Source organism: Flavobacterium palustre (assembly GCF_014639535.1).
GTDB classification, from domain to species: Bacteria; Bacteroidota; Bacteroidia; order Flavobacteriales; family Flavobacteriaceae; genus Flavobacterium; species Flavobacterium palustre.
This window is the reverse complement of the sequence record NZ_BMGA01000003.1, coordinates 328566-352109: the sequence shown is the minus strand read 5'-3', so window position 1 is coordinate 352109 and position 23544 is coordinate 328566. Positions and strand designations below refer to the sequence as shown.

21 protein-coding genes are annotated in these 23544 nt (G+C 34.9%); 1 reads left to right on the top strand and 20 read right to left on the bottom strand.

Annotated features, from left to right (window positions below):
* Nucleotides 1-61 precede the first annotated feature (61 nt).
* From trpD to IEV84_RS08450, 14 genes are all read right to left on the bottom strand, one after another.
* Nucleotides 62-1054 carry an anthranilate phosphoribosyltransferase gene (gene trpD, locus IEV84_RS08515; protein ID WP_188493855.1) on the bottom strand — a complete coding sequence of 331 codons (993 nt, stop codon included), beginning with the start codon at nt 1052-1054 and terminating at the stop codon, nt 62-64.
* Nucleotides 1055-1133: 79 nt separating this feature from the next.
* Nucleotides 1134-1700 carry an anthranilate synthase component II gene (locus IEV84_RS08510; RefSeq protein ID WP_188493854.1) on the bottom strand — a complete coding sequence of 189 codons (567 nt, stop codon included), beginning with the start codon at nt 1698-1700 and terminating at the stop codon, nt 1134-1136.
* A gap of 89 nt (nt 1701-1789) precedes the next feature.
* Nucleotides 1790-3190, bottom strand: a complete 1401-nt coding sequence (locus tag IEV84_RS08505; protein WP_188493853.1) for an anthranilate synthase component I family protein — start codon at nt 3188-3190, stop codon at nt 1790-1792.
* Nucleotides 3191-3462: 272 nt separating this feature from the next.
* Complete coding sequence (locus tag IEV84_RS08500) at nt 3463-4734, bottom strand: beta-helix domain-containing protein (protein WP_188493852.1); 1272 nt, start codon at nt 4732-4734, stop codon at nt 3463-3465.
* Nucleotides 4735-4926: 192 nt separating this feature from the next.
* Nucleotides 4927-5493, bottom strand: coding sequence for a YceI family protein (locus IEV84_RS08495; protein ID WP_188493851.1), 567 nt, complete (start codon nt 5491-5493; stop codon nt 4927-4929).
* A 199-nt stretch (nt 5494-5692) separates the two neighbouring features.
* Nucleotides 5693-6259 (bottom strand): YceI family protein, encoded by a 567-nt coding sequence (locus tag IEV84_RS08490; protein WP_188493850.1) that lies wholly within the window; start codon nt 6257-6259, stop codon nt 5693-5695.
* Between the two features lie 29 nt (nt 6260-6288).
* Nucleotides 6289-6921 carry an NAD(P)H-dependent oxidoreductase gene (locus IEV84_RS08485; RefSeq protein WP_188493849.1) on the bottom strand — a complete coding sequence of 211 codons (633 nt, stop codon included), beginning with the start codon at nt 6919-6921 and terminating at the stop codon, nt 6289-6291.
* A gap of 7 nt (nt 6922-6928) precedes the next feature.
* Nucleotides 6929-7384: a MarR family winged helix-turn-helix transcriptional regulator gene (locus IEV84_RS08480; protein ID WP_188493848.1), complete on the bottom strand. Its 456-nt coding sequence runs from the start codon at nt 7382-7384 to the stop codon at nt 6929-6931.
* 142 nt (nt 7385-7526) lie between these two features.
* Complete coding sequence (locus IEV84_RS08475; protein ID WP_188493847.1) at nt 7527-10247, bottom strand: family 78 glycoside hydrolase catalytic domain; 2721 nt, start codon at nt 10245-10247, stop codon at nt 7527-7529.
* A 105-nt stretch (nt 10248-10352) separates the two neighbouring features.
* Nucleotides 10353-10646, bottom strand: a complete 294-nt coding sequence (locus IEV84_RS08470; protein WP_188493846.1) for a chaperone modulator CbpM — start codon at nt 10644-10646, stop codon at nt 10353-10355.
* Nucleotides 10643-11542: a DnaJ C-terminal domain-containing protein gene (locus tag IEV84_RS08465; protein WP_188493845.1), complete on the bottom strand. Its 900-nt coding sequence runs from the start codon at nt 11540-11542 to the stop codon at nt 10643-10645. Before IEV84_RS08465 ends, IEV84_RS08470 begins: the two co-directional genes overlap by 4 nt.
* A 231-nt stretch (nt 11543-11773) precedes the next feature.
* Nucleotides 11774-14011 carry a cation:proton antiporter domain-containing protein gene (locus IEV84_RS08460; protein ID WP_188493844.1) on the bottom strand — a complete coding sequence of 746 codons (2238 nt, stop codon included), beginning with the start codon at nt 14009-14011 and terminating at the stop codon, nt 11774-11776.
* A 139-nt stretch (nt 14012-14150) separates the two neighbouring features.
* On the bottom strand, nt 14151-15497 hold the full coding sequence (purB, locus tag IEV84_RS08455; RefSeq protein ID WP_188493843.1) for an adenylosuccinate lyase: 1347 nt from the start codon (nt 15495-15497) through the stop codon (nt 14151-14153).
* 264 nt (nt 15498-15761) lie between these two features.
* Complete coding sequence (locus tag IEV84_RS08450) at nt 15762-16457, bottom strand: SIR2 family NAD-dependent protein deacylase (RefSeq protein WP_188493842.1); 696 nt, start codon at nt 16455-16457, stop codon at nt 15762-15764.
* A gap of 208 nt (nt 16458-16665) precedes the next feature.
* On the opposite strand from IEV84_RS08450, the gene IEV84_RS08445 reads away from it, so the two are divergent.
* On the top strand, nt 16666-17325 hold the full coding sequence (locus IEV84_RS08445; protein ID WP_188493841.1) for a TrmH family RNA methyltransferase: 660 nt from the start codon (nt 16666-16668) through the stop codon (nt 17323-17325).
* Between the two features lie 61 nt (nt 17326-17386).
* Here the strand turns inward: IEV84_RS08445 and IEV84_RS08440 are convergent, their stop codons facing one another.
* From IEV84_RS08440 to IEV84_RS08415, 6 genes are all read right to left on the bottom strand, one after another.
* Nucleotides 17387-18988 carry a PepSY domain-containing protein gene (locus IEV84_RS08440; protein WP_188493840.1) on the bottom strand — a complete coding sequence of 534 codons (1602 nt, stop codon included), beginning with the start codon at nt 18986-18988 and terminating at the stop codon, nt 17387-17389.
* Nucleotides 18989-19075: 87 nt separating this feature from the next.
* The gene (locus IEV84_RS08435; RefSeq protein ID WP_188493839.1) at nt 19076-21223 is read right to left on the bottom strand and encodes a TonB-dependent receptor; all 2148 of its coding nucleotides are present in this window, start codon (nt 21221-21223) and stop codon (nt 19076-19078) included.
* A 92-nt stretch (nt 21224-21315) separates the two neighbouring features.
* Nucleotides 21316-21696, bottom strand: coding sequence for a hypothetical protein (locus IEV84_RS08430; protein ID WP_188493838.1), 381 nt, complete (start codon nt 21694-21696; stop codon nt 21316-21318).
* A gap of 485 nt (nt 21697-22181) precedes the next feature.
* Nucleotides 22182-22787, bottom strand: a complete 606-nt coding sequence (locus tag IEV84_RS08425) for a CPBP family intramembrane glutamic endopeptidase (RefSeq protein ID WP_188493837.1) — start codon at nt 22785-22787, stop codon at nt 22182-22184.
* Between the two features lie 20 nt (nt 22788-22807).
* Nucleotides 22808-23299, bottom strand: a complete 492-nt coding sequence (locus tag IEV84_RS08420; protein WP_188493836.1) for a flavodoxin family protein — start codon at nt 23297-23299, stop codon at nt 22808-22810.
* Between the two features lie 77 nt (nt 23300-23376).
* Entirely contained in the window at nt 23377-23541 is a 165-nt protein-coding gene (locus IEV84_RS08415) for a hypothetical protein (RefSeq protein ID WP_188493835.1), read from the bottom strand.
* Between the last annotated feature and the right edge of the window lie 3 nt (nt 23542-23544).

Sequence of the window (23544 nt, the reverse complement as noted above, 5' to 3'; positions counted from 1 at the left end):
TTATTTTGTCAAAAAGGCACAAAAAATAATTCGTGCTAATTCGTGAAATTCGTGTTTGTTTTTATCTGCTCAATTCCTGTAATTTTTTCAAGGCAGCCAATCCTTTTCCGGAGAACAAACTTTCCTTAGCCTGTTCAAATCCTTCTAATGGCGTGCATCCTGTAACGGTAGCAATTGCCAGACCTGCATTGGCACAAACCACATTGTTTTGCGCTTCGGTTCCTTTTCCGGAAATGATATCGATAAACATTTGCGCTGATTCCTGAACAGTGCTACCGCCTTCAATTTCGCTTTGTTTGATTAAACTTACTCCAAAATCTTCAGGGTTAATCATTCTTTCAGTGTTATGGGTAATTACCTTTGTAGCCCCTGTTAAGGATACTTCATCATAACCGTCTAAGGCATGTACAATGGTAAAATTGCTATCGGTATTTTGATATAAATAACCATACATTCTGGCCAATTCTAAATTGAAAACCCCTAACAGTTGATTCTTTGGAAATGATGGATTAATCATTGGTCCCAAAATATTGAAAATCGTTCTTACGCCTAATTCTTTTCGGATAGGCCCAACATTTTTCATAGCAGGGTGAAATAGGGGAGCGTGCAGAATACAAATTCCCGCCTGATCCACACATTTTCTTAGAAAATCAGCGTCGTTGCTGAATTTGATGCCTAAACTTTCCATTACGTTGCTGGAACCGGTAATAGAAGAAACACCGTAGTTACCGTGTTTAGTTACTTTTATTCCTGCTCCGGCCGTTAAAAAAGAAGCTAAAGTAGAAATGTTGAAAGTGTCTTTTCCATCACCTCCGGTTCCTACTAAATCGATGGTGTTATAATCGGATAAATCAATGCGGACACACAATTCCTGTAGCGCTTCTCTAAACCCAGCCAACTCGTCAATACTAATGCTTCGCATCATATAAACGGTTAAAAAAGCTGCAATTTGACTCGGATTATAGCTTCCGTTAGAAATGTTAACCAATACGTTTTTAGCTTCTTCTTTGGAAAGTAATTCGTTATTGATTAATCGATTTAATATGTTTTTCATTTTTTTTAAGTTGCTAAGAATCTCTAGGTAACTAAGGTTCTAAGTTTTTAACTGAATACTGAAATCTGTTGACTGAATACTATGAATTAACCCAGTTTTCCAGCATTTTTTTTCCGTTTGGTGTCAACACACTTTCCGGATGAAATTGCACTCCACGAACATCAAATGTTTTGTGACGTAAAGACATCACCTGACCATTTTCGTCAAAAGAAGTGGCTTCTAAATCCTCTGGTAAGGTAGCATCTACAACCCAGGAATGGTAACGGCCTACTTCAAATTCCTTTTCTAAGCCCTGAAATAAAATTTCGTCATCCACAACGGTTTTTACTTTTGTGGCAACACCGTGATAAACCTTATCTAAGTTAGAAAGCGTTCCGCCGTAAACTTCTCCAATGGCTTGCTGTCCAAGGCAAACACCAAAGATGCTTTTGGTAGAGCCGTATTTTGCAATAACCGGTTTTAATAAACCAGCTTCGTCAGGAATTCCAGGTCCCGGAGAAAGAAGGATTTTATCGAAATGAGCAATTTCGTCTAATTCGAATTCGTCGTTTCTATACACCGTTACTTCACAGTTTAAATCTTCCAGATAATGTACCAGATTGTAAGTGAAGCTATCGTAATTGTCTATAACTAATATTTTTTTCATTTTATCTAAAGTTGTGTGTTATGAGTTAGAGGTTATCCGTTTTTTCGCTTAACATTTAACTCTTAACTTTTTTTGTCTGTCATTTAATTCTAAATAGTCTCAGCTAAATCCAAAGCCGTATTTAATGCCCTTAATTTGTTATATACTTCCTGCATTTCGCTTTCTTCATCAGAACTGGCTACAATTCCGGCACCGGCCTGAGAGTGCAACTGATGATTTTTGCTCAGGAAAGTACGAATCATAATGGCGTGGTTAAAGTTGCCTTCAAAATCCATAAAACCGATGGCGCCACCATAAAAATTACGATTCGTTTTTTCGTAATCTTCAATTAACTGCATCGCTCTGTGTTTTGGAGCTCCACTTAAAGTTCCCGCCGGGAAAGTATCGGCAACTACTTGCATAGTGGTAGCATCTTCATGCAAATGCCCTGTTACTTTTGAAACCAAATGAATTACGTGAGAGAAAAACTGCACTTCTCTGTAACGCTCCACGTTTACATTATGTCCATGACGACTCAAATCATTTCGAGCCAAATCAACCAACATGACGTGTTCGCTATTCTCTTTTTTGTCTTCTGATAATTGTTTGGCTAAAACAGCATCTTTTTCATCATCGCCAGTTCTTTTAAAGGTTCCTGCAATAGGATGAATTTCGGCTTTTCTGTTTTTTACAATAATTTGGGCTTCAGGCGAAGAACCAAATATTTTGAAATCACCATAATCAAAAAAGAATAGGTAAGGGGATGGGTTAATGCTTCTTAGTGCTCTGTACACATTGAACTCATCTCCTTTGAAACCCTGGGTAAATCGTCTGGAAAGTACTAATTGGAACACATCACCACGGAAACAGTGTTTTTTGGCTAAAGCCACATTCTGTTTGAATTCTTCGTCAGTCAAATTAGAATAACCTTCACCTTCTTTCGAAAATTTATAAGAAGGAATATTTCGGGATTGCATTAATTGTTCAATTTCGGCAATGTTGTTGCGGTCGTCTAAACTATGACAGAAAATATAAGCCTCATTTTTAAAATGATTGATGGCAATAATATTTTGGTAAACGGCATAATACACATCAGGAATAGTATTGCTGTTTTCTTTTTTAGCGATAGTTACTTTTTCAAAATAGCGCACAGCATCATAAGAAATGTAACCAAACAAACCGTTGTTGATGAATTTGAAATTGTTTTTCTCAGATTGAAATTGTCCTGAGAAATTCTGAATCACCTCAGGAATATCGGTTTGAGCATCGATAGCTATTGTTTCAGTAGTTCCGTCAGGGAATTGCTTGAAAATAGTCTCGTTTTCAATTTTAATCGATGCGATAGGATTGCAGCAGATGTAGGAGAAACTGTTGTCATTTCCGTGATAATCACTACTTTCCAGTAAAAGACTATTAGGGAATTTGTCTCTTATTTTAAAATACACGCTAACAGGCGTTATGGTGTCAGCCAGTATTTGTTTGAATTTAGTATTGAGTTTAAATGATTTCAATTGTACTGTATTTTTAAATTATATGTTTTTGTTTTTTATTTCGTTTAGCATAAAAAAAAGGCCTGTCGTGATGACAAGCCTTTATATTTTAGATAATACCATAGGAGCTTAGTTCACGACTATTGACGTAAATTGTTCCACCACCAAGTATTATTTGTAATCATTTCCATAACGCAAATATAGGAATGTAATTTTAATTTACAAATAGTATAAAATAAAAAATGAATTTAAAATGTAATATTCGTTTAATGTCTGAGTTTGGATTCTAAGAATTAATGGTTGCTTACAACATTATTGTTTAATCGAATTCTAAAATCAGGTTTGTTTTTTGAATTAGCATCCATGAATAATTCGCTGTTAGCGAGGTTTTTAAATTCCAAAACAGAATTATTCAGATACCAATTTGTTAGTTCGTTTGTCAAATTCTTTTCTTCACTTTCAAAACTTCCCTTGCAGTTGTTAATCAGTAAATTATTGAAATTAATTTTAGATAAATTTTCAGCTATTGGTTCAATATCTTTTCCCATTAGGATAAAAGGGGCAAATCCGGAAATGACACTATTAGTTAAAGTTAGATTACTGTCTTTTTTTATAAAAATAGATTCCCGAACTAATCCCTGATTGTTGCTTTCCATATTAATCAGCGTAATATTATTAGCTGTGATTTGAGTGCTTTTTTTATTTAAATCAGCATTTTCAAGTTTGTCATAAGAGTCGATTTCGAAACATCGGGAACCTGAAAAATCAGAATTGTAAGGGTATCTGATGGCAATGCTGTTTGAAATAGTACATTGGGCACCTTGTGTAAAATCAAAATCGTCATCGGTACATCGGTAGGAGATGAGCTGGTCTAAATTCACATCACCGCCATAGCATTCGAAAGAATCATCATTCGAATAGCTGATTTGAATATTACTAAGTACCGTTTGTTTTCCTACTCCGGCTAAAGACAATCCATTTAGTTCTTTTAATTCATTGAGTTTTCTGCCTGAATATTCAATGCGAACATGTTTTAAAATCCCTGAATTGTCATCAGGATTTTTGCCTCCATATTGACACATGGAAGAATCAAGATTGAAATCAAGAAAACTCATGCCGTTAATTTTATTAATTGGAGCATTTCCTAATAAAATAATTCCTCCCCAATCTCCGGGTTTTCGGCTGTATCCGTCTTTGTTAGAAGTAAAAACTATCGGATTGGTTTCTAAACCTTCGGCAAGGATTTTTGCTCCGCGGGTAATTACTAAGGTTCCACATGTTTTTTGATCTCCTCGAATAATGGTTCCTGGCTCAATAGTAAGATTAGCATTTTTTATATAAACTACACCAAGAAGTAAATAGGTGTTTTTGTTTGATAAAGTCATGTCTTTGTCAATGATACCGGATAAAATATGGGTTGGCTCATTGTATTCTGTTGAAGCAGGTTTGAAATTAGTCCAATTGTTAAATGAATTGGCTGCAGTGGTAATTCCTTTCGATTCTTGGGCAAAAGAAATTAAAGTGCTAATAATTCCTAAGATTGAGAATGTAATTTTTAGTTTCATAGTTTTGTATTAATAGGTCTGATTGTTTAGGTAAATCGGGGAATACAAAATTAGAAACTGCTTTTTTGAGGATGTTTTTTTTAAATTGTCTAAAGGTTAAGAATGTGTTACTTTTTCTATAAATGAAGCGGTTTTGGATAAATAAAAAAGGTTGTCCTTTAGACAACCTTTGTATTACAGTTTTTTTTAAAATTAGAATTTCAAAGCTACAGCTAATTCAAATACATCATAAATGGTTTTATCTCCTAAATCATCAAAATAACTTCCTGAACCATATTTAATATCATATTTTGTTCGGTCAATTTTTAAATTTGCTGTTGCGGTATTTCCTTTTACGTTTAAATCAAAAATTATAGGATGAGAAATACCTTTAATGGTTAAGGTGGCAATCACCGTATAAGTGTTATTGCCTTTGCTGGTAATGTTTTTGAAAGTTAAAATAGCCGTTTTGAAATTGTAGATTCCAAAAAAATCATCCGATTTTAAGTGTCCTTCCAGTTTTGCTTTTGAACTTCCGGTTTGGTCAGTGTTGTTTAAAGTAGTCATGTCGGCAACAAAATTTCCTCCGGTGATTTTGTTGTCTTTAAAAATAAGTTCTCCTTCTTTAAATTTTATGGTTCCTTCATGTTCTCCGGTTATTTTTTTTCCTGTCCAGGTAATGATACTTTTAGTAACATCTATTTTTTTAGCTTGAGCTTTTGTAACTGTATAAGAAAGTAATAAAATAACAGTTAGGAATAGTAGTTTTAAGGTTTTCATTTTATGTATGGTTTAGGTTAGTACTAATTTTGGGTTTTCTGGTATTGGTGTAAGATGTTCGTTTTCTCAAAGTTACAATAAAAGTGCAAGATTTTGAAGTAAAACGAGTAATAAAAGTACTGTTGGGTATTGAAATAGGAATAAAAAAATAACCCCGGCAAAAAATGCCGGGGTTGTCTAAGTAAAATGGTAATCTGGATTAGAATTTCAAAGCAACAGCTAATTCAAAATCATCATAGATAGTTTTGTCTCCTAAACCTTGGAAAAAGTTTCCTGAACCGTATTTAATGTCATATTTCGTTCTGTCCACTTTAAATGCAGTTGTTGCAGTGTTTCCTTTTACAGCAAGTTCAAAATTAACCGGTTTTGTGATTCCTTTGATAGTTAAATCAGCAGTTACAGCATAAACATCTTTAGCTTTTGCTCCAATTTTTTTGATTACTAAAGTAGCTGTTGGGAATTTATCTGTTCCGAAGAAATCGTCAGCTTTCAAGTGACCGTCTAATTTTTGTTGGTATTCACCAGTTAAATCAGTAGCAGTAAGTGTAGTCATGTTCACAGTAAAAGTACCACCAACTAATTTCTTTCCTTTAAATACTACAGCTCCATCTTTAAAGTTTACAGTTCCGGAGTGTTCTCCTGTTACTTTTTTACCTACCCATTTGATAGTAGAAGCTTTTGCGTCAATTTTTTTAGTTTGTGCGTTTACTGAAATACTAGCTACAGCTACGAATAATGCAAGTGCAATTGTTTTTAAATTTTTCATTTTTGTTTAATTTAAATTTTGATTAATAATTATAGAGTGATAAATAATTCTTCTTGTGATTTTCTTACTTTTTTATAATGCTGAGTTGCATCTTCTTCGTGTCTGTAACCCAATGTTGCGATAAGCGAAGTGTTTAATCCCAGTTTTTCTAGACCTAAAATTTCGTTTACTTGTTCAGGAACAAAACCTTCCATTGGAGTGACATCAATTTTTAATTCGGCTGCTGCATTCAACAGGTTTCCTAAGGCTAAATAGGTTTGTTTTGCAGTCCAGATATTTTTAGTCTCCTGAGGAAGTGTCAGGATTTTTGCTTTCATGAAATCAGAATATCCGGATAATGAATCAACAGGAATGTTTCTTGTTTCACTAATGTTCGTAATGTAATCGTCAATGTGTTGTTCGTCCAGTTGCGTTTCATTAGCAAAAATAATCAGATGAGAAGCCTCAACAATTTGAGATTGTCCCCAGGCAGCCGGTTGAATTTTGGCTCTTAATTCAGGATTTTCAACAATGATTACTTTGTAAGGTTGTAATCCATAAGAAGAAGAACTTAATCGAATGGCTTCTTTCAATATATTTAAATCTTCTTTTGATATTTTTTTTGCAGCATCAAATTTCTTTGTTGCGTATCTCCAATTTTGGTGTTCTATAAATTTGCTCATGATTTTATTATTGATTTCTGTATTTTTCTAATAATGTGTTTAATTGTTCTAGCTCTTCAGTGCTTAAATTACTGGTCAGAGCATTTTCGTGTTCAATTACTTTAGGATCTAATTCGCTTAAAACATCTAATCCTTTTTGCGTAATCAAAACTTCAATTTTTCTTCGGTTTTCCGGACAGACATTTCTCGTTACTAATTCTTTTAATAATAATTTGTCAACCAGTCGGGTAGTATTACTCGTTTTAGCTATCATGCGTTCCTGAATGACACACATATTAGCCGGATTACCTTTTTGACCTCTCAGAATTCGCAATACGTTGTACTGTTCTCCCGATAAATCATAAGGTTTTAAGACTTCATTAAATTTTTCACTCAATATATTTTGTGTGTACATGATATTGAGAATAATTTTTTTCGAAAGGTCTAATGCAACCGTACTTTTTATTTCATCTTCAATTTTCATTCCAGTTGTTTTATTTGTTGGTACAAATGTAACACTTTTTTTATTTGTATATACAAATAAAAATAAATTTTTTTAAAATATTTTTTCAAAAACCTGTATAACTCTTGTGAAATAAGGAATTTTTATTGTTTTTCAAAATGAATTATCTTTCCAAAAGGTGTTCTCCTGAACCAATTGTATCGATATAAAGATAGTTTCCTTCTTCGGAAGCTACGATTTCTTTGTTGTTCATTTTAATCGTATTTCCGGTTTTGCCACATTTTGGCAGGTAAACTTTTGCCGTACAGTTATTAGGAACACTGATTTTTAAAGTGTATTTGTTGTTAGAATAGTTCCAATCTACTTTAATATCGCCTTTATCGGTTGTATAATTTCCTTTGGCATAGGTTAGTTTGTTTCCAAACCATAATGGTTTGATTTGGATTTTCTCGTGTTGAGGAGCTAAAGCTTTTATTCCTAAAATATAGTTTTGAATGGCTAATAATCCCACAGCACCCCATGGATGCGACATACTTTGGTCACTTACATTAGCATCCCAGGATTCCCAAGTGGCAGTTCCTCCAAGTGCAATAGTTTTAGCCCAGCCATCCCATTCAGTATTGGTGTATAAATCAATCAAATGCGCTCCTTCATCAGCAAGCCCCAAAGATTCCGGTAACCAACGCAGAGGAACCATACCAACGCTCATTTTAAGTCTTTTGATTTCGTCAATGACTTGTTTTTTATTGTTTTCAGGAACAATATTTAGCGCATAAGGAAGGATGTTAGCATGTTGCGAGATATGCGTACTCACGGTTTGATCATTGTTAATTCCGTCAATATACAGTCCGTTTTGATTAATTAAATGGGTATTAATGGCTTTTTTGATGGCTTCGGCTTTGTTGGCATAAAGCATTTTGTCAGTAGTATTGCCAATGAAATCTGCAATTTTTGAAAGAATATTAAAATCCTCATAAGCATAAGCATCAATAACTGTTCTGGAATCAGTAGCGGTATCATAGCCATAGCGCATTGTAGGGGGCCAGTCTATAATTCCAAATTCATAAGAACCTTTTCCACCTTTTAGTTGGTGAATTAATCCTGTATTTTCATTTTTGTAAGTATCGACATAATCGGCAATTTTTTTCAGGCGTGAATAATTAGATTTTAAAAATTCTATATTTCCAGTTTGCATATAATAATCCCAAACCCATAGCAAATACGATTGGGTGAAATCAGGAATGTCTCTTGCTCCATCCACATTTGGATAAACAGCATTCAGTCTTCCATCAGGCCAATATTGGTCTTGTGATTCAAGAAATTCTTTTAGGGCACGCATATTCATTGTTCGATCATACATCACACTCATACAAGGAACCGCCTGTGACCAACTATCTAATAAAAAAGCCCCTTTTTCCCGGGTAGGTGTGTCAACAAAATTTTCCTGTGCACCCAGAATTAGCGTGTGAGTCATCAATTCCCATGTTTTATTAAGCATCTCATTTGAAGACTCGAATGAAGATTTGGAAGAGTCTAATTCGAAATGACGACTAATAAAACTTACATTGTTTTGATTCAGTTCGTTTGGTGCATTATCCACTTGTAAATAACGCATTCCAAAGTAAACATTTGGATTAAAAATGGAATTGTTTCCGTTTGGAATGTACTTAAAACTTAAATTGGTAGATTGTTTTATTTTGGATGAAACAGTTCCGTCATTGTTTAAAACATATCCGCCCAGCATTTTGATAGTATCTCCGGCAACACGTTCGTTGAAAGCAATTTTAAAACTACCGGCATATATTTTGCCTAAATCAATAATATATTTACCGTTTCCGAGTTTTTGGATTGATTTTGCTTTGATCTCTTTTTCGATGACACGGCTTAAGTCCGATTGTAAAATAGCTGTCCAGGGAGCGGTAGGCTGGGGACCAATTTCGCTGGCGTTTTTCCAGTTAGAGTCGTTTAAATTTACTTTGTTCCAATCAGTAATACTTTTTCGGCTATCTACAAATTCGACTCTGCCTACACCTTCGCCATTGCGTTGCGGTTGTCCCTGAATCCATTGCGAAGCTTGTGTTTGCTTCCAGGATTTGTTCGAACCAATAACAGTTTGAGTTCCGTCATTGTATTCGATAATTGTTTTTAAAATCATACCTCGGCTTCCTGTGGCGCGCCCCTGACCTCCACCATACCAGTGCGTAAGACAAGCCAATAGGTTTTCGGAATTTTTATTTAATAAGGCAGTAATATCCCAGGCATTATAATAGCTGTATTGTGGATAATGGTGGTTGAATCCTTTACCCACAAAATTTCCGTTAACATACAATTCGTAACTATGACAGGCCGAAATGTAGGTGATTGCTTTTTTGATGATTTTGTCAGGCAGATTGGTTTTTTTTCTAAAATAAGTAAAATCGTCGTTGTCTTTAGTATCTCTTTTGATCCATTGTGCAGAATTCCAATCGCTATTGGTTAATAAACCTGTTGTGAAATTGGCAGGAGTTGAATAAGTACTCACGTTACCATCTTTGTCCCAACAGCGTACTTTCCAGTAATAAGTAGTTGCGGCTTTAAGAACCATTTTGTCGGGATAAATATAATTTTGCTTTCTGGAATTGGTTTTTTTGCTGTCCCAGATATCCGCTTTGTTTCCTTTCAGTTTAGCTAAACTTGAGGAAATAATAATCTGATAAGCCGATTGTATTTCGTTAGTGTCCGGATCGCTTAGATACCACCCAAAATAAGGTTTGTCATTAGTTCCGATAGGGTTTTGCTTGTCAAAACTTCTAAGGTTGAAGGGAGGATTTGGATTGGCAGCATTGATTTGGATAAACGAAAAAAACAGGAATAATAGAATCAAAGATTGTTTTATGGATTTCATTAATAGCGGTTTGGTTATTTTTTACTTGGATGCCAAAATATAAAAAATAATCGGTTCAGCTTTCCTGCTTTTTTGAGTTTTTTAGCCTGATAGTTTAAGTTCAATTTAGTTTTCGTATAACAATAATCGGTTTCTAACCTTGTGTAACTCGGTTTGCAGAGCGTCAATTTTTTGAAGTAAATTAAGAACAATATCGATTCCTTCAATATTGACATCAAGGTCTTTGTGCATGCGTACTATTTTTTCGATTTCATAAATAGAATCTTTGTGAATGTATTGGATATCATCCACCAGCTGGATGTCAATTAATCCGTTTTCATTCAGATTGTGAAAAAAGTTAATTTCCACTTTATAATGCTGGCATAATGTATTTATCGGGATAAAATTTTCGGTATTCATGATGTTCTTAGTTTAGATAGTTCGGTAAATAGTTCAAGTTCTCTGGGAGAAAGATTGGTAGGTATTTTAATTTGAAAAGTAATGTATAAATCTCCAAAATGCCCTTCTTCTTTGTAAATTGGAAATCCTTTTCCTTTTAATTTTACTTTGGTACCGTTTTGTGTTCCCGGGTTTATTTTAAGTTTTGCTTTTCCGTCAAAGGTGGCTACGGTAATTTCGCCGCCTAGTACTGCTTTGTATAAATCTATTGTAACGGTGGTGTACAAATTGTTTTTATCCCGTTTAAAATCAGGATGATTTTTTATGGAGAAAGTAATGTATAAATCGCCTTTAGGGCCTCCGTTCATACCATCGCCGCCATGTCCGGATATCTTGATAGTCTGACCGTTTTCAACTCCGGCAGGAATGGTAAAACGAATGTTCTGACCGTTGATGTTAATGGTGCGTTTGTGGGTGCTATAAACTTCTTTTAAGTCTAAACTTAGTTCGGTACTAAAATCGGCACCTTTGTATTGTTGATTTCTGCGACGACTTCTGCTGCTGTTTCCAAAAAGCGATTCGAAAAAATCAGAATAATCATCGCCATCTCTGCCATAAGCATTAAAATCTTCATGAGGCTGACTTTGGTTGTAATACCTTTGATCCTGATGGGCTTTTTCATATTCGGCAGCGTGTTGCCAGTTTTCGCCATAAGCATCGTATTTTTTTCTTTTTTCAGGATTGCTAAGGACTTCGTTGGCTTCGTTGATTTCTTTGAATTTTTTTTCAGCCTCTTTGTCATTTGGGTTGACATCAGGATGGTACTTACGGGCTAATTTTCGGTATGCTTTTTTTATCTCGGCATCCGTTGCTTTTTTGTCTATTTCTAATACTTTGTAATAGTCTATAAATGCCATGTTGAATTGTTTTAAGAATTACTATTCCGTTAGTGCTATTATAGAATTTCCGATGGGAAACAGCAAGATGAAATCAGTTGTTACGATTGTCTTGGTACTATAAATTTACTCAAATTTCAATTCAAAAAATAGCTGTAGTGACTTTATTTTTGGAGAAAACGATAGAAAAAAATAAAAAATGCCTGAACTTTTTTTGTTCAGGCACTTTATAATTTGATAAAAGAAGAAGCATTACTCTTTGAATATCTCCGACATTAGTTTTTTATCGCCTACAAGCCACAATAAATCATTTTTTTCCAAAATGATATTGGATTCGGGATTAAGAATGCGTTGTCCTTTTCGTTCAATTCCGACTAATAATCCATGGGTACGTTCTCTTAGTTTTGATTGTCCTACACTAACACCTATAAAATCGTCGTTATTCAATTCGATTTGACGTAAAATAATTTCGCTAGTTACTTTTTCAGGAACTTCAACTTCGTTTTGTGTCAAAAACTTAGCAAATTCTTTGACTTGTGCATCAGTACCAATAACGCAAATTTCATCACCGGGGAATAAGCGTTCATTTTTATTTGGAATTTGGATTACAATTTCTCCACGTTTGATGTAAGCGATATTAACTCCCACTAATTCTCTCATTTTTATTTCACGAAGTGTTTTTCCTGCCAGATTGGATTCTTTTGAAATTTCAAAAGTAGTCATGTGTCCATCCCAAGGAGTTAAATTGGCATAGCGACGATCTATTTTCTTTTCTTCTCGATCGTTAAGGTTGGTTAGGAAATGACTTTCAATTTTGTGGTACTGCTCGTGTAGTTGTTTTGGAAAAAACAAGTAAACTATAATAGCCAATACCAAAGCAAAAAAAGCAATTACAGGAGAGAAAAAGATATTCAATAAAAATCCAATGTAAAATACCGCCAATCCCATTCGGAAAAAGAAAAGCATTAAAATAGGACCGCGATATTTTTTTTCTTCAAATAACTGATCTACTTCTTTTACAGCAACTCTTCGAAGTGAAAGAGCCCATAAGAAAGGAGAGATAACCACCATGGTTATTAATGCCGCTATCATGTTCCCGAATTTAGAATCCTCTACTAAAGGCAATACATATTTAGAAGACAATAAAATTACTGAAGTAATAATAATAGTATGTAATAAAATTTGAAGTAAATGCGCTCTAATTACCACCTGCCAGGTACTTACGGTTCGAATAGCCTGAGCATTAGTACTGTATCGGGCAATTCTTTTGGTCCATTTTCGGGGTAATTCTTTTTCAAGGTAACTAGAGAACGGAACTGCCATTTTAACCATGAAAGGAGTGGTGAAAGTAGTTACTGCTGATACTGCAACAACCACAGGATATAAGAAACCACTAGTTACATTCATAGTCATTCCTAAGGTGGCGATGATAAAAGAGAATTCACCTATTTGCGAAAGACTCATTCCTGTTTGAACCGATTGTTTTAGAGGTTGTCCCGAAATGATGGCTCCGAGTGTAGAACTGATAGATTGTCCAAAAATAGTAACAAAGGTTAATATAATTACCGGGAGAGCATATTCGTATAAGGTGTGTGGGTTAATCAACATTCCTACTGATACAAAGAAAACAGCGCCAAATAAATCTTTTACAGGCTTTACCAGGTGTTCAATGTGTTCGGCATGAGTGGTTTCGGCAATGATGGAGCCCATAATAAAAGCACCTAAAGCAGGAGAAAAACCAACACTGGAAGCTAAAATGACCATCATTAGACATAGGGCTAAAGATAGAATAAGCATCATTTCATCTGAGAGTAAGTGTTTTGTTTTTTTTAATAAAGTTGGAATAAAAAAGATGCCTCCTACAAACCAAGCAATCAGGAAAAAGCCCAGTTTTAAAACAGATAACATCAATTCACTGCCCGAAAATTGCTGACTTACAGCTACAGTTGATAATAATACCATCATTAAAATGGCAACAATATCCTGAACAATAAGGGAGCCAATTACAATTCCCGCAAATTGTTGCGCTTTAACACCCAGTTCGTCAAAGGTTTTAAGTATAATGGTAGTAGATGAAATTGAGAGGATAACTCCCAGGAAAATACAATCCATATTTTTCCATCCCAACCATTTTCCCACCAGATAACCAATGAGTACCATGGCAATGATTTGGGTGATAGCGGTTATGGAGGCAGTTCCACCTACTTTCATTAATTTTTTAAAACTGAATTCGAGTCCTAAACTGAATAATAAAATAATAACACCTATTTCGGCCCAGACTTCAACACTCTTAATGTCTTTTATAGAAGGAAAAAAATCAAAATGGTTTCCTGCTAAAAAACCGGCAATCAGATAACCTAAAACTAAGGGTTGTTTTAATTTTTTAAAGATTAAAACCGCAATTCCCGCAGTCATAAGAATTAAACCTAAATCACTAATTAAGGGTTTTAAATGGTGTGATGCCTCAGCAACTGCCGATACTGTACTCATATATTATTCTTTATTATTGCAATTCTGCTAAATATAGTAAAAGGAGTTTTGTTATGCAATTTTGTTGTGCAATTAACACATAATTATAAAAAAAGCTATCGATTAAGATAGCTTTTTGAAAGAAATATGTTTTTTCTAATTAGATTCCTAAAAAGTTGCTAGGCGTGATTTGTAATAACTCCGCTTTAATTTCATCCGAAACCTCTAGTGTACCAATGAATTCGTGCATTGATTTTTTAGTAATCGCTTCGTTCGTTCTGGTTAAACCTTTTAATGCTTCATAAGGATTTGGATAAGCCTCACGACGTAAAATTGTTTGAATCGCCTCAGCCACTACAGCCCAGTTATTTTCTAAATCTTCATGGAATTTAGCTTCGTTTAATAACAATTTGTTTAATCCTTTTAAAGTAGCTTCAAAAGCAATGATGGTGTGTCCCATTGGTACTCCTATGTTTCTTAAAACCGTACTATCGGTAAGGTCACGTTGCAATCTTGAAATAGGCAATTTGGCAGAAAGGTGTTCGAAAATCGCGTTAGCAATTCCTAAGTTTCCTTCTGAATTTTCAAAATCAATAGGGTTTACTTTATGTGGCATAGCCGAAGAACCAATTTCTCCCGCTTTAATTTTTTGTTTGAAATATTCCATCGAAACATAAGTCCAAATGTCACGGTCTAAATCGATGATAATGGTGTTGATTCTTTTTAAAGCATCAAAAAAGGCAGCAAAATGATCGTAATGTTCAATTTGTGTTGTAGGGAAAGAATGGTGTAATCCCAGATTTTCTTCTACGAATTTAGTCCCGAATTGTTTCCAGTCAATTTGTGGATAAGCCACGTGATGCGCATTGTAGTTTCCGGTTGCTCCCCCAAATTTAGCAGCAAACGGAATGTTGAATAACAAACGCATTTGCTCTTCGATTCGCTCCACAAAAACAGCAATTTCTTTTCCTAAACGGGTAGGAGAAGCCGGCTGTCCGTGGGTACGGGCAAGCATTGGTACATCTTTCCACTCTATAGCCAGTTCTTTCAATTTAGCAATGACATTAATTAAAGAGGGCATATATACTTTCTCAAAAGCTTCTTTGGTTGAAAGCGGAATAGCGGTATTGTTGATGTCCTGAGAAGTCAGTCCGAAGTGGATGAATTCTTTGTATTCTGACAAGCCTAATTTTTCAAAGGCATCTTTGATAAAATATTCAACGGCTTTAACATCGTGATTGGTTACTTTTTCTGTTTCTTTTATCCAAAGTGCATCTTCTGTAGAGAAATTTTTATAGATATTACGCAAACTCTCAAACAAAGCCGGGTTTACATTTTTCAATTGTGGCAAAGGCACTTCGCACAAAGCAATAAAATATTCAATTTCTACTAATACGCGGTATTTGATTAAAGCCTCTTCAGAGAAAAAAGGAGCTAAAGAAAGGGTTTTATTTCTATATCTTCCATCAATTGGAGAAATTGCATTCAATTCGTTTAAAGTCGTCATTGTCTTTTTATGCTAATAAAAGTTGTTATTTTATCCGAAACCGTTTAAAGAAATCGGACTTATTTTTTTGAAAGGCACAAATATAGGCAGAATTTTAGGAATTTCAGGCTATTTTAGAATTGATTTTCACGATAATAAAAATGGAACGCAGATGAAGCGAATTTAAGCAGATTATCGCAGATTGAGATTTTAAAAAGTTACTTAAAATCAGTTTTTTATCTGTTTTAATCTGTGTAATCTGTCTGCTATTTTTATCGGACAGGGTTATTGAAATTCAGCTAATAATCGGTTTTTTAAAAACGGAATTCCCTCAGTAGCCTGTAACGGAATTGTTTCCAGCGGATTTCTTAAATTAGGTATTTGAATTGGATTGGGATCAACATAAAAAACAGGAATGTTTGCAGGAACAAAGTCAACTAAGCCAGCCGCGGGATAGACCTGTAGCGAAGTTCCGATAACAGCAAAATAATCGGCAGTTTTTGCTATGGTAATGGCTTCATCAAACGCAGGAACGGCTTCGCCAAACCACACAATATGCGGACGCAATTGGTGTTTTTGGCTATCCACATCGCCTAAATTCAAATCACCTTCCCATTCTAAAATGAATTTCGGATTTTTGGTACTTCTCACTTTTAAAAGTTCGCCATGCAGGTGTAACACTTTTTTGCTTCCGGCGCGTTCGTGTAAATCATCTACATTTTGGGTAATGATATGAACGTCAAAGTGAATTTGCAGTTGAGCTAATTCCCGATGCCCTAAATTAGGCTTTACGTCCTTGAGTTGGCGTCTTCTTTGATTGTAAAAATCCAAAACCAATTCCGGATTTCGTTGCCAGCCTTCCGGCGAAGCTACTTCCATGACATCGTGTCCTTCCCAGAGTCCGTCACTGTCTCTAAAAGTTCTCAAACCACTTTCGGCACTGATTCCGGCACCGGTTAAAACGACTAATTTTTTCTTCATTTTTTGTTCTTTTTGCCACGAATGAACTAATTTGATGCTAAATATAGTTTTTTTAGATTGATGTTGTTATTATGTTTGATGAAAAAGGAACACAGATTGGAGAAATTAGATAAATAACTACAGATTAAGATTTTTTTAATTTCTTCAATCAGTGTTCCAAAATGTTTTTTTTTCTTTTTACTATTTTTGCACGCAAAATAAAAGCACAATGATTGATTTAGATTACTTGAACTATCTGGAAACGATATTGACCGATAATCGTAAAGGACGTTTTTTAGAAGTATTACAAAACCGTACCAAGCATTTTACTGTGGCGGTAGAAGATGTGTATCAGTTGCATAATACTTCTGCGGTGATGCGCAGTTGTGAGGTTTTTGGAGTTCAGGAGCTGAATGTTATTGAAGAGCGTTTTGGCAAGAGAATCGATAAGCAAATAGCAATGGGTGCTCAAAAATGGGTGGACGTTATTCGTCATGATTCGGTTTCGGGTTGTATTTCGTCATTGAGGGAAAAGGGATACCAAATTATTGCAACAACTCCTCATGAAAAGGATTGTACTCTTGAAAAATTTGATATTTCTAAACCAACCGCTTTGTTTTTTGGCACTGAAAAAGAAGGTTTGTCGGAAGAAGTGATGCAACAGGCCGACGGTTTTCTTAAAATTCCAATGGTAGGTTTTACTGAGAGTTTGAATATTTCGGTTTCGGCGGCGATTATTATTCAGGATTTGACTAATAGATTGAGACGGTCGGATATTGACTGGAAATTGACCGATGCTGAAATTTTAGAAAAGCGTTTGGATTGGGCGCGTAAATCGATTAAAAATATCAAGGGAATTGAAGCGAGATATTATCAGGATAAGTTGTGAGTTATGAGTTATGGGTTATAGGTTGTTCCCAACAACGCATAACGTATAACTCACAACTTTTTTACTTTCTAATAAAAAGAATTAACCCCAACACACTCACAATTAAAATTGCCAGTGCGGCTAAAACCATTGTAAGGTCACGGATGTTTTTTCCGGCCCAGTCCATAAACAAAAATTTGTGCAGAATTGCAAAAGAATAACCTTCAGCAATATCCGCATTTGTGATTTTTGCAGCCAGTCTGGAGGTGGCGGTTTCTATAAAATAAGTGGTTTTTTCAGGAGTATCATAAACTAATTTTATAACCGGTAAACGCTTGTTGACAAAACCATATTCTCTGTTTTCAAAATTAGTAATCACTTTCGATTCTAATAATTTTACATTTTCTAATGAAACTTCTGATTCTTCGGGAATTTCAGGACTCATCATTTCGCAACAGGCTGCTTTTGGAGCACCATCGGTAAAATAATAGGCTAAAAATTCCGCATATTGCAGGTCGAGATTTGGAACTATTTTATTGGTCGCAGCATTGATATAAACCACTTCGGTTTTTGGAGTATCTTTTTTATTCCATTTCGAATTATTATCTAATTTAGGTTTTTTGAATTTGCCTTTGGCTTTTTCTTCTAACTCACAACGGTAATAAATACTGTCGTTGAAGGTAATAAGACTCGCATTTTGAAAGCGATTCCAGTCTAAATCCAATTGGTTATTCGCTAATGCAATTTCCCTGGTTTTAAAAGAAGGTTCGTAAACCATTTTATCCAGAGTGTAAGGATCCCATTTGGTAGTAGCATGATAGGCTCCGCTAAAAGCAAAGGTTAGTGTAAATAAAGAAATCCAAATCCCAATTTTGCGGTGGTATTTTCTGATTCCTTTTTTAGGTTCCACACGATCTGATTTTTTGAATTGTTTCCAAAGAAAACCATAAATCACAATTCCGCTGATGGCAGAAAATCCAATAATAGACAATAAAAAAATCATTGTGATAATTCGAATACTATTGTTGCTGATGGCATCGATAAACGACCAGTTGTGAAATGTATCAAAAAACCAGATGAAAAATTGTCTCGATGAAGGATTAAAAGTAGCTAATTTACCGGATGAAGTTTCCACATAAACTTCCATGGTGTCGGGACGATCCAGCGTTATTTTGTAAACAGGCAGATAGCGATTGACATATTTATACTGATTGTCAAATTCAGTAATGATTTCGTTCTTTTTTACAGGGCTTTTTTGATCGTCTAAGAAGTAACGCGACAGCCATTCGGCATAGATGGAGTCTCCGTTTTCAAGTTCTTTTCCATTGGAAGCATCAAAATACAATAAATCACCAATAAGGTTTTTTACCTGATAATAGGTAGTGTTGTTGAAAGCAACGATACGGAAGTTTGTAAATTGTCGAATTTGGTTTTTATCTAAAACTTCCTGAATAGAAAGCGATAATTTATTTTGAGGAATAGTTTCGAAAGCTAATTTTTCATGGGCGATTTCCGGTTTGAAAAAATGTGCCATAAACGGGTGCATCAGGCCCGATAAAGTCCATAAAATAACCGGAATAATAGTGATAATCCCAATGGTACGATGCCATTGGTACATATTCTGTTTGATTTTCTTGACGAATTTCGAATCCTTCTTTTTAGAAGATTTTGTTTTAGAAGTCATTGTTTTCTTTTTTTTTAGCCACAGATTTAGAAGATTTTAAGGATTTTGTAATCAGTGTTAATCCTTTTAAATCTGTGGCTTATTTTGTTATCGTAATGAAAAATTATATTGTATTCCCAGTAAAAAAGTTCTCGGAGCAGCAGCTAAATAGGCAGGTTGTGAGGTACTCAGGTTGGCTCTGGATACATTATAAGCGTATAATTTATCGGTTAAGTTGATAATGTTTCCATAAATTTCAATGCCTTTCCATTGGTAACCGGCTCTAAAATTGAAAATATCATAACCGGAGTATTTTACAGTATTAACCTGATCCTGATAATAATTACCCACATGTTGCCATTCTACAGCAGTTCTGAAATTAGGAAGCCAATTAGGATAATAACTCAATTCTGAATTGCCCGACCATCTTGGTGCATTAGGCATTTCTTTGCCATTTAAGTCTTGTAAAGCGTCAGTAGATTTATCTGAAATCTGGAAATCAATAAAAGTGTGTTGCGCATAAGTTCCTCCCAAACGGAAACTGATTTGGGTTGAAGGTTTGTAGTTCAGTCCAAACTCAATTCCTTTATGACGGGTTTCTCCTGCCGAACGGTAATCGGTATCATTGTTTTCCAGGCGAACATTCAGTAATTCGTTTTTACCGTCCATGTAGTACAGGGCATAGTCAAAATTTAATTTGTTTTTAAGCAAAGAAATCCAGCCTCCAATTTCATAATTTTCAAAAGTAGCTGGTTTTAGGTTGTAATAAAACTCAGCCGGAACTCCTGTTGTTCCTCCGGTTCTGGGTTTGGCTCTAAAAATTGAAGTGATATTGGGTGGTGAAAATCCCTGAGAATAATTACCATAAAATCCTATGTTGTTAAACGGATTGTAATTGATGCCTGCTTTAAAAGTAAAGCGGTCATATATTTTATTCCCTGTAGATTGGTCTAAGGCATTGGCATAATCCACTTTCATATTGTCGTAACGACCACCGATTGACAGAATCACTTTTTCGATAGGATTTAAACTCAGTTGCGCATAACCGGCAGCATTATAAATATCAGCAGTATAATCGGCTATTTTTATATCAGGACGTTCTGCTATAACTTCATACTTATTTACCGTTAATCCACCCGGATTTAAGTTGGCTTTTAGATCGATACGATGAGACCAATAGCTCACCGGCGAAAAGTCATAAAGCGCTCCGGCTACCAGTTTGGTGTTTAAAAAATCAAATTTTTGAGTGTGTTGTCCAATAGCTCCGTAACTTTTAAAATCATTCGAATTGATTTCTCCTGTAGCTGTTGTAGGATTATTGATGGCGCTCCAGCGAATTCCATAAGAAGGATTTTGTCCCAATTTATTGTCTCTGTGATACACTGTTAAATAGCTGCTTGCATTTTCGTTCCAGTCGTGTTCCAATGTTAATCGGGTACGCAAAGCATCTGATTTTCGATAGGTAAAATCAGAAGTACTTTTGTAATCCCGGTTGTAAAAATCGTTCTCATTAACTCCTCCGCTCATATCCGAATAGTATTTACCCCACATTGTATTGCTGATTAATCGGGTAGAAGGAGTAATGTTATAATCAATTCGAATATTCAAATTGTCTTTGTTGTAATCTGAGAAAGTCATCCAGCCATTTTCCTGTAAACTGGAAATTCCTGCAATATGAAAACCAATTTTTCCAATGGTAGCTCCGCCGGCAACCTGAAGTCTTTTGTATCCCCACTGATCGGCCTGAACGCCAAACTTAAATTCGGGATGAATACTAGGTTTTAGCGAAATCAAATTAATGGTTCCGCCCACTGCTTCCGGGCCATAAAGGGAAGAAACAGGTCCTTTTATAACTTCGATATTTTGAAGATTAAATTGATTGATTTCCAATAAAGCATTGTGGTTAAAAATCCCCATTGGGCGAATAGGCAAGCCGTCTTCCAAATACAAATAATACGCATTGGTGGTCATAGGTTGGCGGATAGCCATCATGTGTTGTTCGTTGCCCAGATTCACCATTAATACTCCGGGAGTTTTATTGACCAATTCATAAGCAGCAACCGCCTTAGTTTCGTTGATGGTTTTGGCAGTTAATTTGCTAATAGCAACAGGAGTTTCTTTGCGTAAAGTAGCAGTACGGTTAGCAGTTACAAAAACGTTTTCTAATTCTACAATCTTAACAGTATCTTTTTGTGATTTGTTTTGTCCCGCAACAAATTGGCTCATAACAAGAAAAGCCAGCAATATATTTTTCATTTTAAATGATATAAATTTAAGAATAACAAGTTTTTCTTAGATGAAATCCAAGAAAAGACCTTTCCAAACGTTTGGAAAAGCAGTACTGAAATTTATATTAAAGCGGATGGAGGTCTAAACGAAGGAAGTGCTACTGAAACAGGTTTCTTTTCCTGAATATAGCAATTAGGTTTTGAACTGTAATTGAATGCAATAATTTTGAAATCATCAGCTACAACAGTATTCTGGATAAAAACCAAATCGATTTTGTTGTCCAGATTGTTGTGCATTCTTTTTTCGTTATTCTCGTATTTTTTAAGGCTTTTTTGCAATTCACATCGACCGTTACAGCTGTTGTTTACCATTTTGCGTTGCACACAAATGGTTTTAGCAATTTCGTCCTGATTCAATTTGAAAGAAGTATAAACAAAGAAACTACCAAAAGAAGGTAGTAATAAAAGAATAGAAAGTACTATGCTGAATAATGACTTCAAAAAAGCGCTTTTTTGTTTACGACTGCAAAAGTACAGATAAATATTTTTTTAGGGGATTTTTTTAACAGAAAAATCAGGTTACATAAACAATTTTGAGCTGGGAATTTAGTGATATTATCCGCAAACTTGTCATGCTGACGAAGGAAGCATCCCATTAAGTAATTCTACAAAGTAATTTGCTCACTGTTACGGGCACAAGCGTGACGCTTACGCTGGCTGGGCTTAGCTTAGTGTGATTGCTTCGCTATCGCTCGCAAAGACTGGTTGATTGGAGTCATTGCGAGTTCCGATAACTATCGGAACGAAGCAATCTCGTCCAGTAATTCTACAAAGTATTTAGCTCATTGTTATGGGCACAAGCGTGACGCTTGCGCTAGCAGGGGTCATTGCGAGGAACGAAGCAATCTCATTTAGTAACTCGGCAAAGTATTTAACTCATTATTGTGGGCGCAAGCGTGACGCTTACGCGAGCGAAGGGGGATTTGTTAGGCTATTTTTGTCTTCCAATTTTTCGAAATAGCTGCTAATAACAACCAAGGTTCAATTATTACATTTATCAATGCATGAGAAATGATACATGGACCAACATTTCTATTACCAATCAAATATACAATTGCTAATAAAGTGCCCAGAAGAAATGTTGAAATGAATGCTCCTCGTAAAAACTTCATATCTCTGCTGAATATTACCCAAATGATATGTATGAGTGCAAACAGGATACCTGAAATAAGCACTTGAATAATTGCACCGTATCCTTTAGAGTCCAATAAATCCATTAACCATTGTCTAAATACTAATTCCTCAATCAAACCGCCTATTATTGATAGTAGTCCGATCAATTTAAATAACGAAACTTCCTTTTGCATTTCATAAACAAAAGGTATCTTTTTAAAAGTATATAAAACATATAATAAAGTCACTACTAAAGCAGTAATCCATGCATACCAAGATGCTAAATTATTTTCGTCTAATCCAATATTATTGAATATTATCAATCGATATCCCAGCATCTGCATTAATAACGGAATGAACATGGGAATTGACATTGATATCAATATAAGTGCTGTTTTTCTTCTTTGTGAAGTTTTCATTAATATGTTTTTAGAATAGGTTATTTTTCAATTAGTTCTATAAATTCAGTTATTTTTAATTCGTTTTCTTCTCCTGTTATTGTATGTAAATTTCCAATATATTCCATTCCTAAATATTTTGCTGTTTCGGAAAAAGGAAGCCAAAAATATTCTCCAAGATTTTCTCCTATTGAACAGCTTAATACCGCCATTTTTTTTCCTCGAAGTTTTCGTCCGAGTTCTTTTTCAATAGTCAGCAAATCAGTAAATCGATCGAAAAAAACTTTCATTATTCCGCTCATTGAATACCAATAAACTGGCGTTACGAAAATTAACGTTTCATATTTTTCTACAATTTTCTTCATTAGGTTTATGTAGTCGTCGTTTTTATTTTCGTGTTTGTAATCAAAATAACTAAATTCATAATCGTTTAAAATCAATAAGTTCCAATTTGATTTTTCAATTAGTTGGTTTGTTAAATTTGCTGTATCCCCATCATTTCTTGAACTACCCACTATTATTACTTTTTTCATTTAGGATTTCGTTTTTTATATGTTTATGACTGGTTATAGTATTGGCAAATATTTTACATCAATAATCTTCAAATGTATTAAAATATTCTTACAAAATTAATTAAGGAAATAAAAGTTATTTTAGCCCCGATAGAGCCGATATCCTCGTAGCGTAGCGAAGAGATAAAGGCGAAAGCGGGAGGGATGCTCATTGAAAACACAAAAAGTGCTGCTCCTAAAACAAAAAAATCCTCGACTTTCATCGA

Bases quoted from the DNA above. Each gene is read 5' to 3' on its own strand.
- IEV84_RS08420 (WP_188493836.1), bottom strand. From the start codon at position 23,299: ATGAAAAAAGTAATAATAGTGGGTAGTTCAAGAAATGATGGGGATACA.
- IEV84_RS08485 (WP_188493849.1), bottom strand. From the start codon at position 6,921: ATGAGCAAATTTATAGAACACCAAAATTGGAGATACGCAACAAAGAAA.
- trpD (WP_188493855.1), bottom strand. From the start codon at position 1,054: ATGAAAAACATATTAAATCGATTAATCAATAACGAATTACTTTCCAAA.
- IEV84_RS08440 (WP_188493840.1), bottom strand. From the start codon at position 18,988: ATGACTTCTAAAACAAAATCTTCTAAAAAGAAGGATTCGAAATTCGTC.
- IEV84_RS08470 (WP_188493846.1), bottom strand. From the start codon at position 10,646: ATGAATACCGAAAATTTTATCCCGATAAATACATTATGCCAGCATTAT.
- IEV84_RS08465 (WP_188493845.1), bottom strand. From the start codon at position 11,542: ATGGCATTTATAGACTATTACAAAGTATTAGAAATAGACAAAAAAGCA.
- IEV84_RS08495 (WP_188493851.1), bottom strand. From the start codon at position 5,493: ATGAAAACCTTAAAACTACTATTCCTAACTGTTATTTTATTACTTTCT.
- IEV84_RS08500 (WP_188493852.1), bottom strand. From the start codon at position 4,734: ATGAAACTAAAAATTACATTCTCAATCTTAGGAATTATTAGCACTTTA.
- IEV84_RS08510 (WP_188493854.1), bottom strand. From the start codon at position 1,700: ATGAAAAAAATATTAGTTATAGACAATTACGATAGCTTCACTTACAAT.
- IEV84_RS08425 (WP_188493837.1), bottom strand. From the start codon at position 22,787: ATGAAAACTTCACAAAGAAGAAAAACAGCACTTATATTGATATCAATG.
- IEV84_RS08415 (WP_188493835.1), bottom strand. From the start codon at position 23,541: ATGAAAGTCGAGGATTTTTTTGTTTTAGGAGCAGCACTTTTTGTGTTT.
- IEV84_RS08475 (WP_188493847.1), bottom strand. From the start codon at position 10,247: ATGAAATCCATAAAACAATCTTTGATTCTATTATTCCTGTTTTTTTCG.
- IEV84_RS08460 (WP_188493844.1), bottom strand. From the start codon at position 14,011: ATGAGTACAGTATCGGCAGTTGCTGAGGCATCACACCATTTAAAACCC.
- IEV84_RS08490 (WP_188493850.1), bottom strand. From the start codon at position 6,259: ATGAAAAATTTAAAAACAATTGCACTTGCATTATTCGTAGCTGTAGCT.
- IEV84_RS08435 (WP_188493839.1), bottom strand. From the start codon at position 21,223: ATGAAAAATATATTGCTGGCTTTTCTTGTTATGAGCCAATTTGTTGCG.
- IEV84_RS08445 (WP_188493841.1), top strand. From the start codon at position 16,666: ATGATTGATTTAGATTACTTGAACTATCTGGAAACGATATTGACCGAT.
- IEV84_RS08480 (WP_188493848.1), bottom strand. From the start codon at position 7,384: ATGAAAATTGAAGATGAAATAAAAAGTACGGTTGCATTAGACCTTTCG.
- purB (WP_188493843.1), bottom strand. From the start codon at position 15,497: ATGACGACTTTAAACGAATTGAATGCAATTTCTCCAATTGATGGAAGA.
- IEV84_RS08450 (WP_188493842.1), bottom strand. From the start codon at position 16,457: ATGAAGAAAAAATTAGTCGTTTTAACCGGTGCCGGAATCAGTGCCGAA.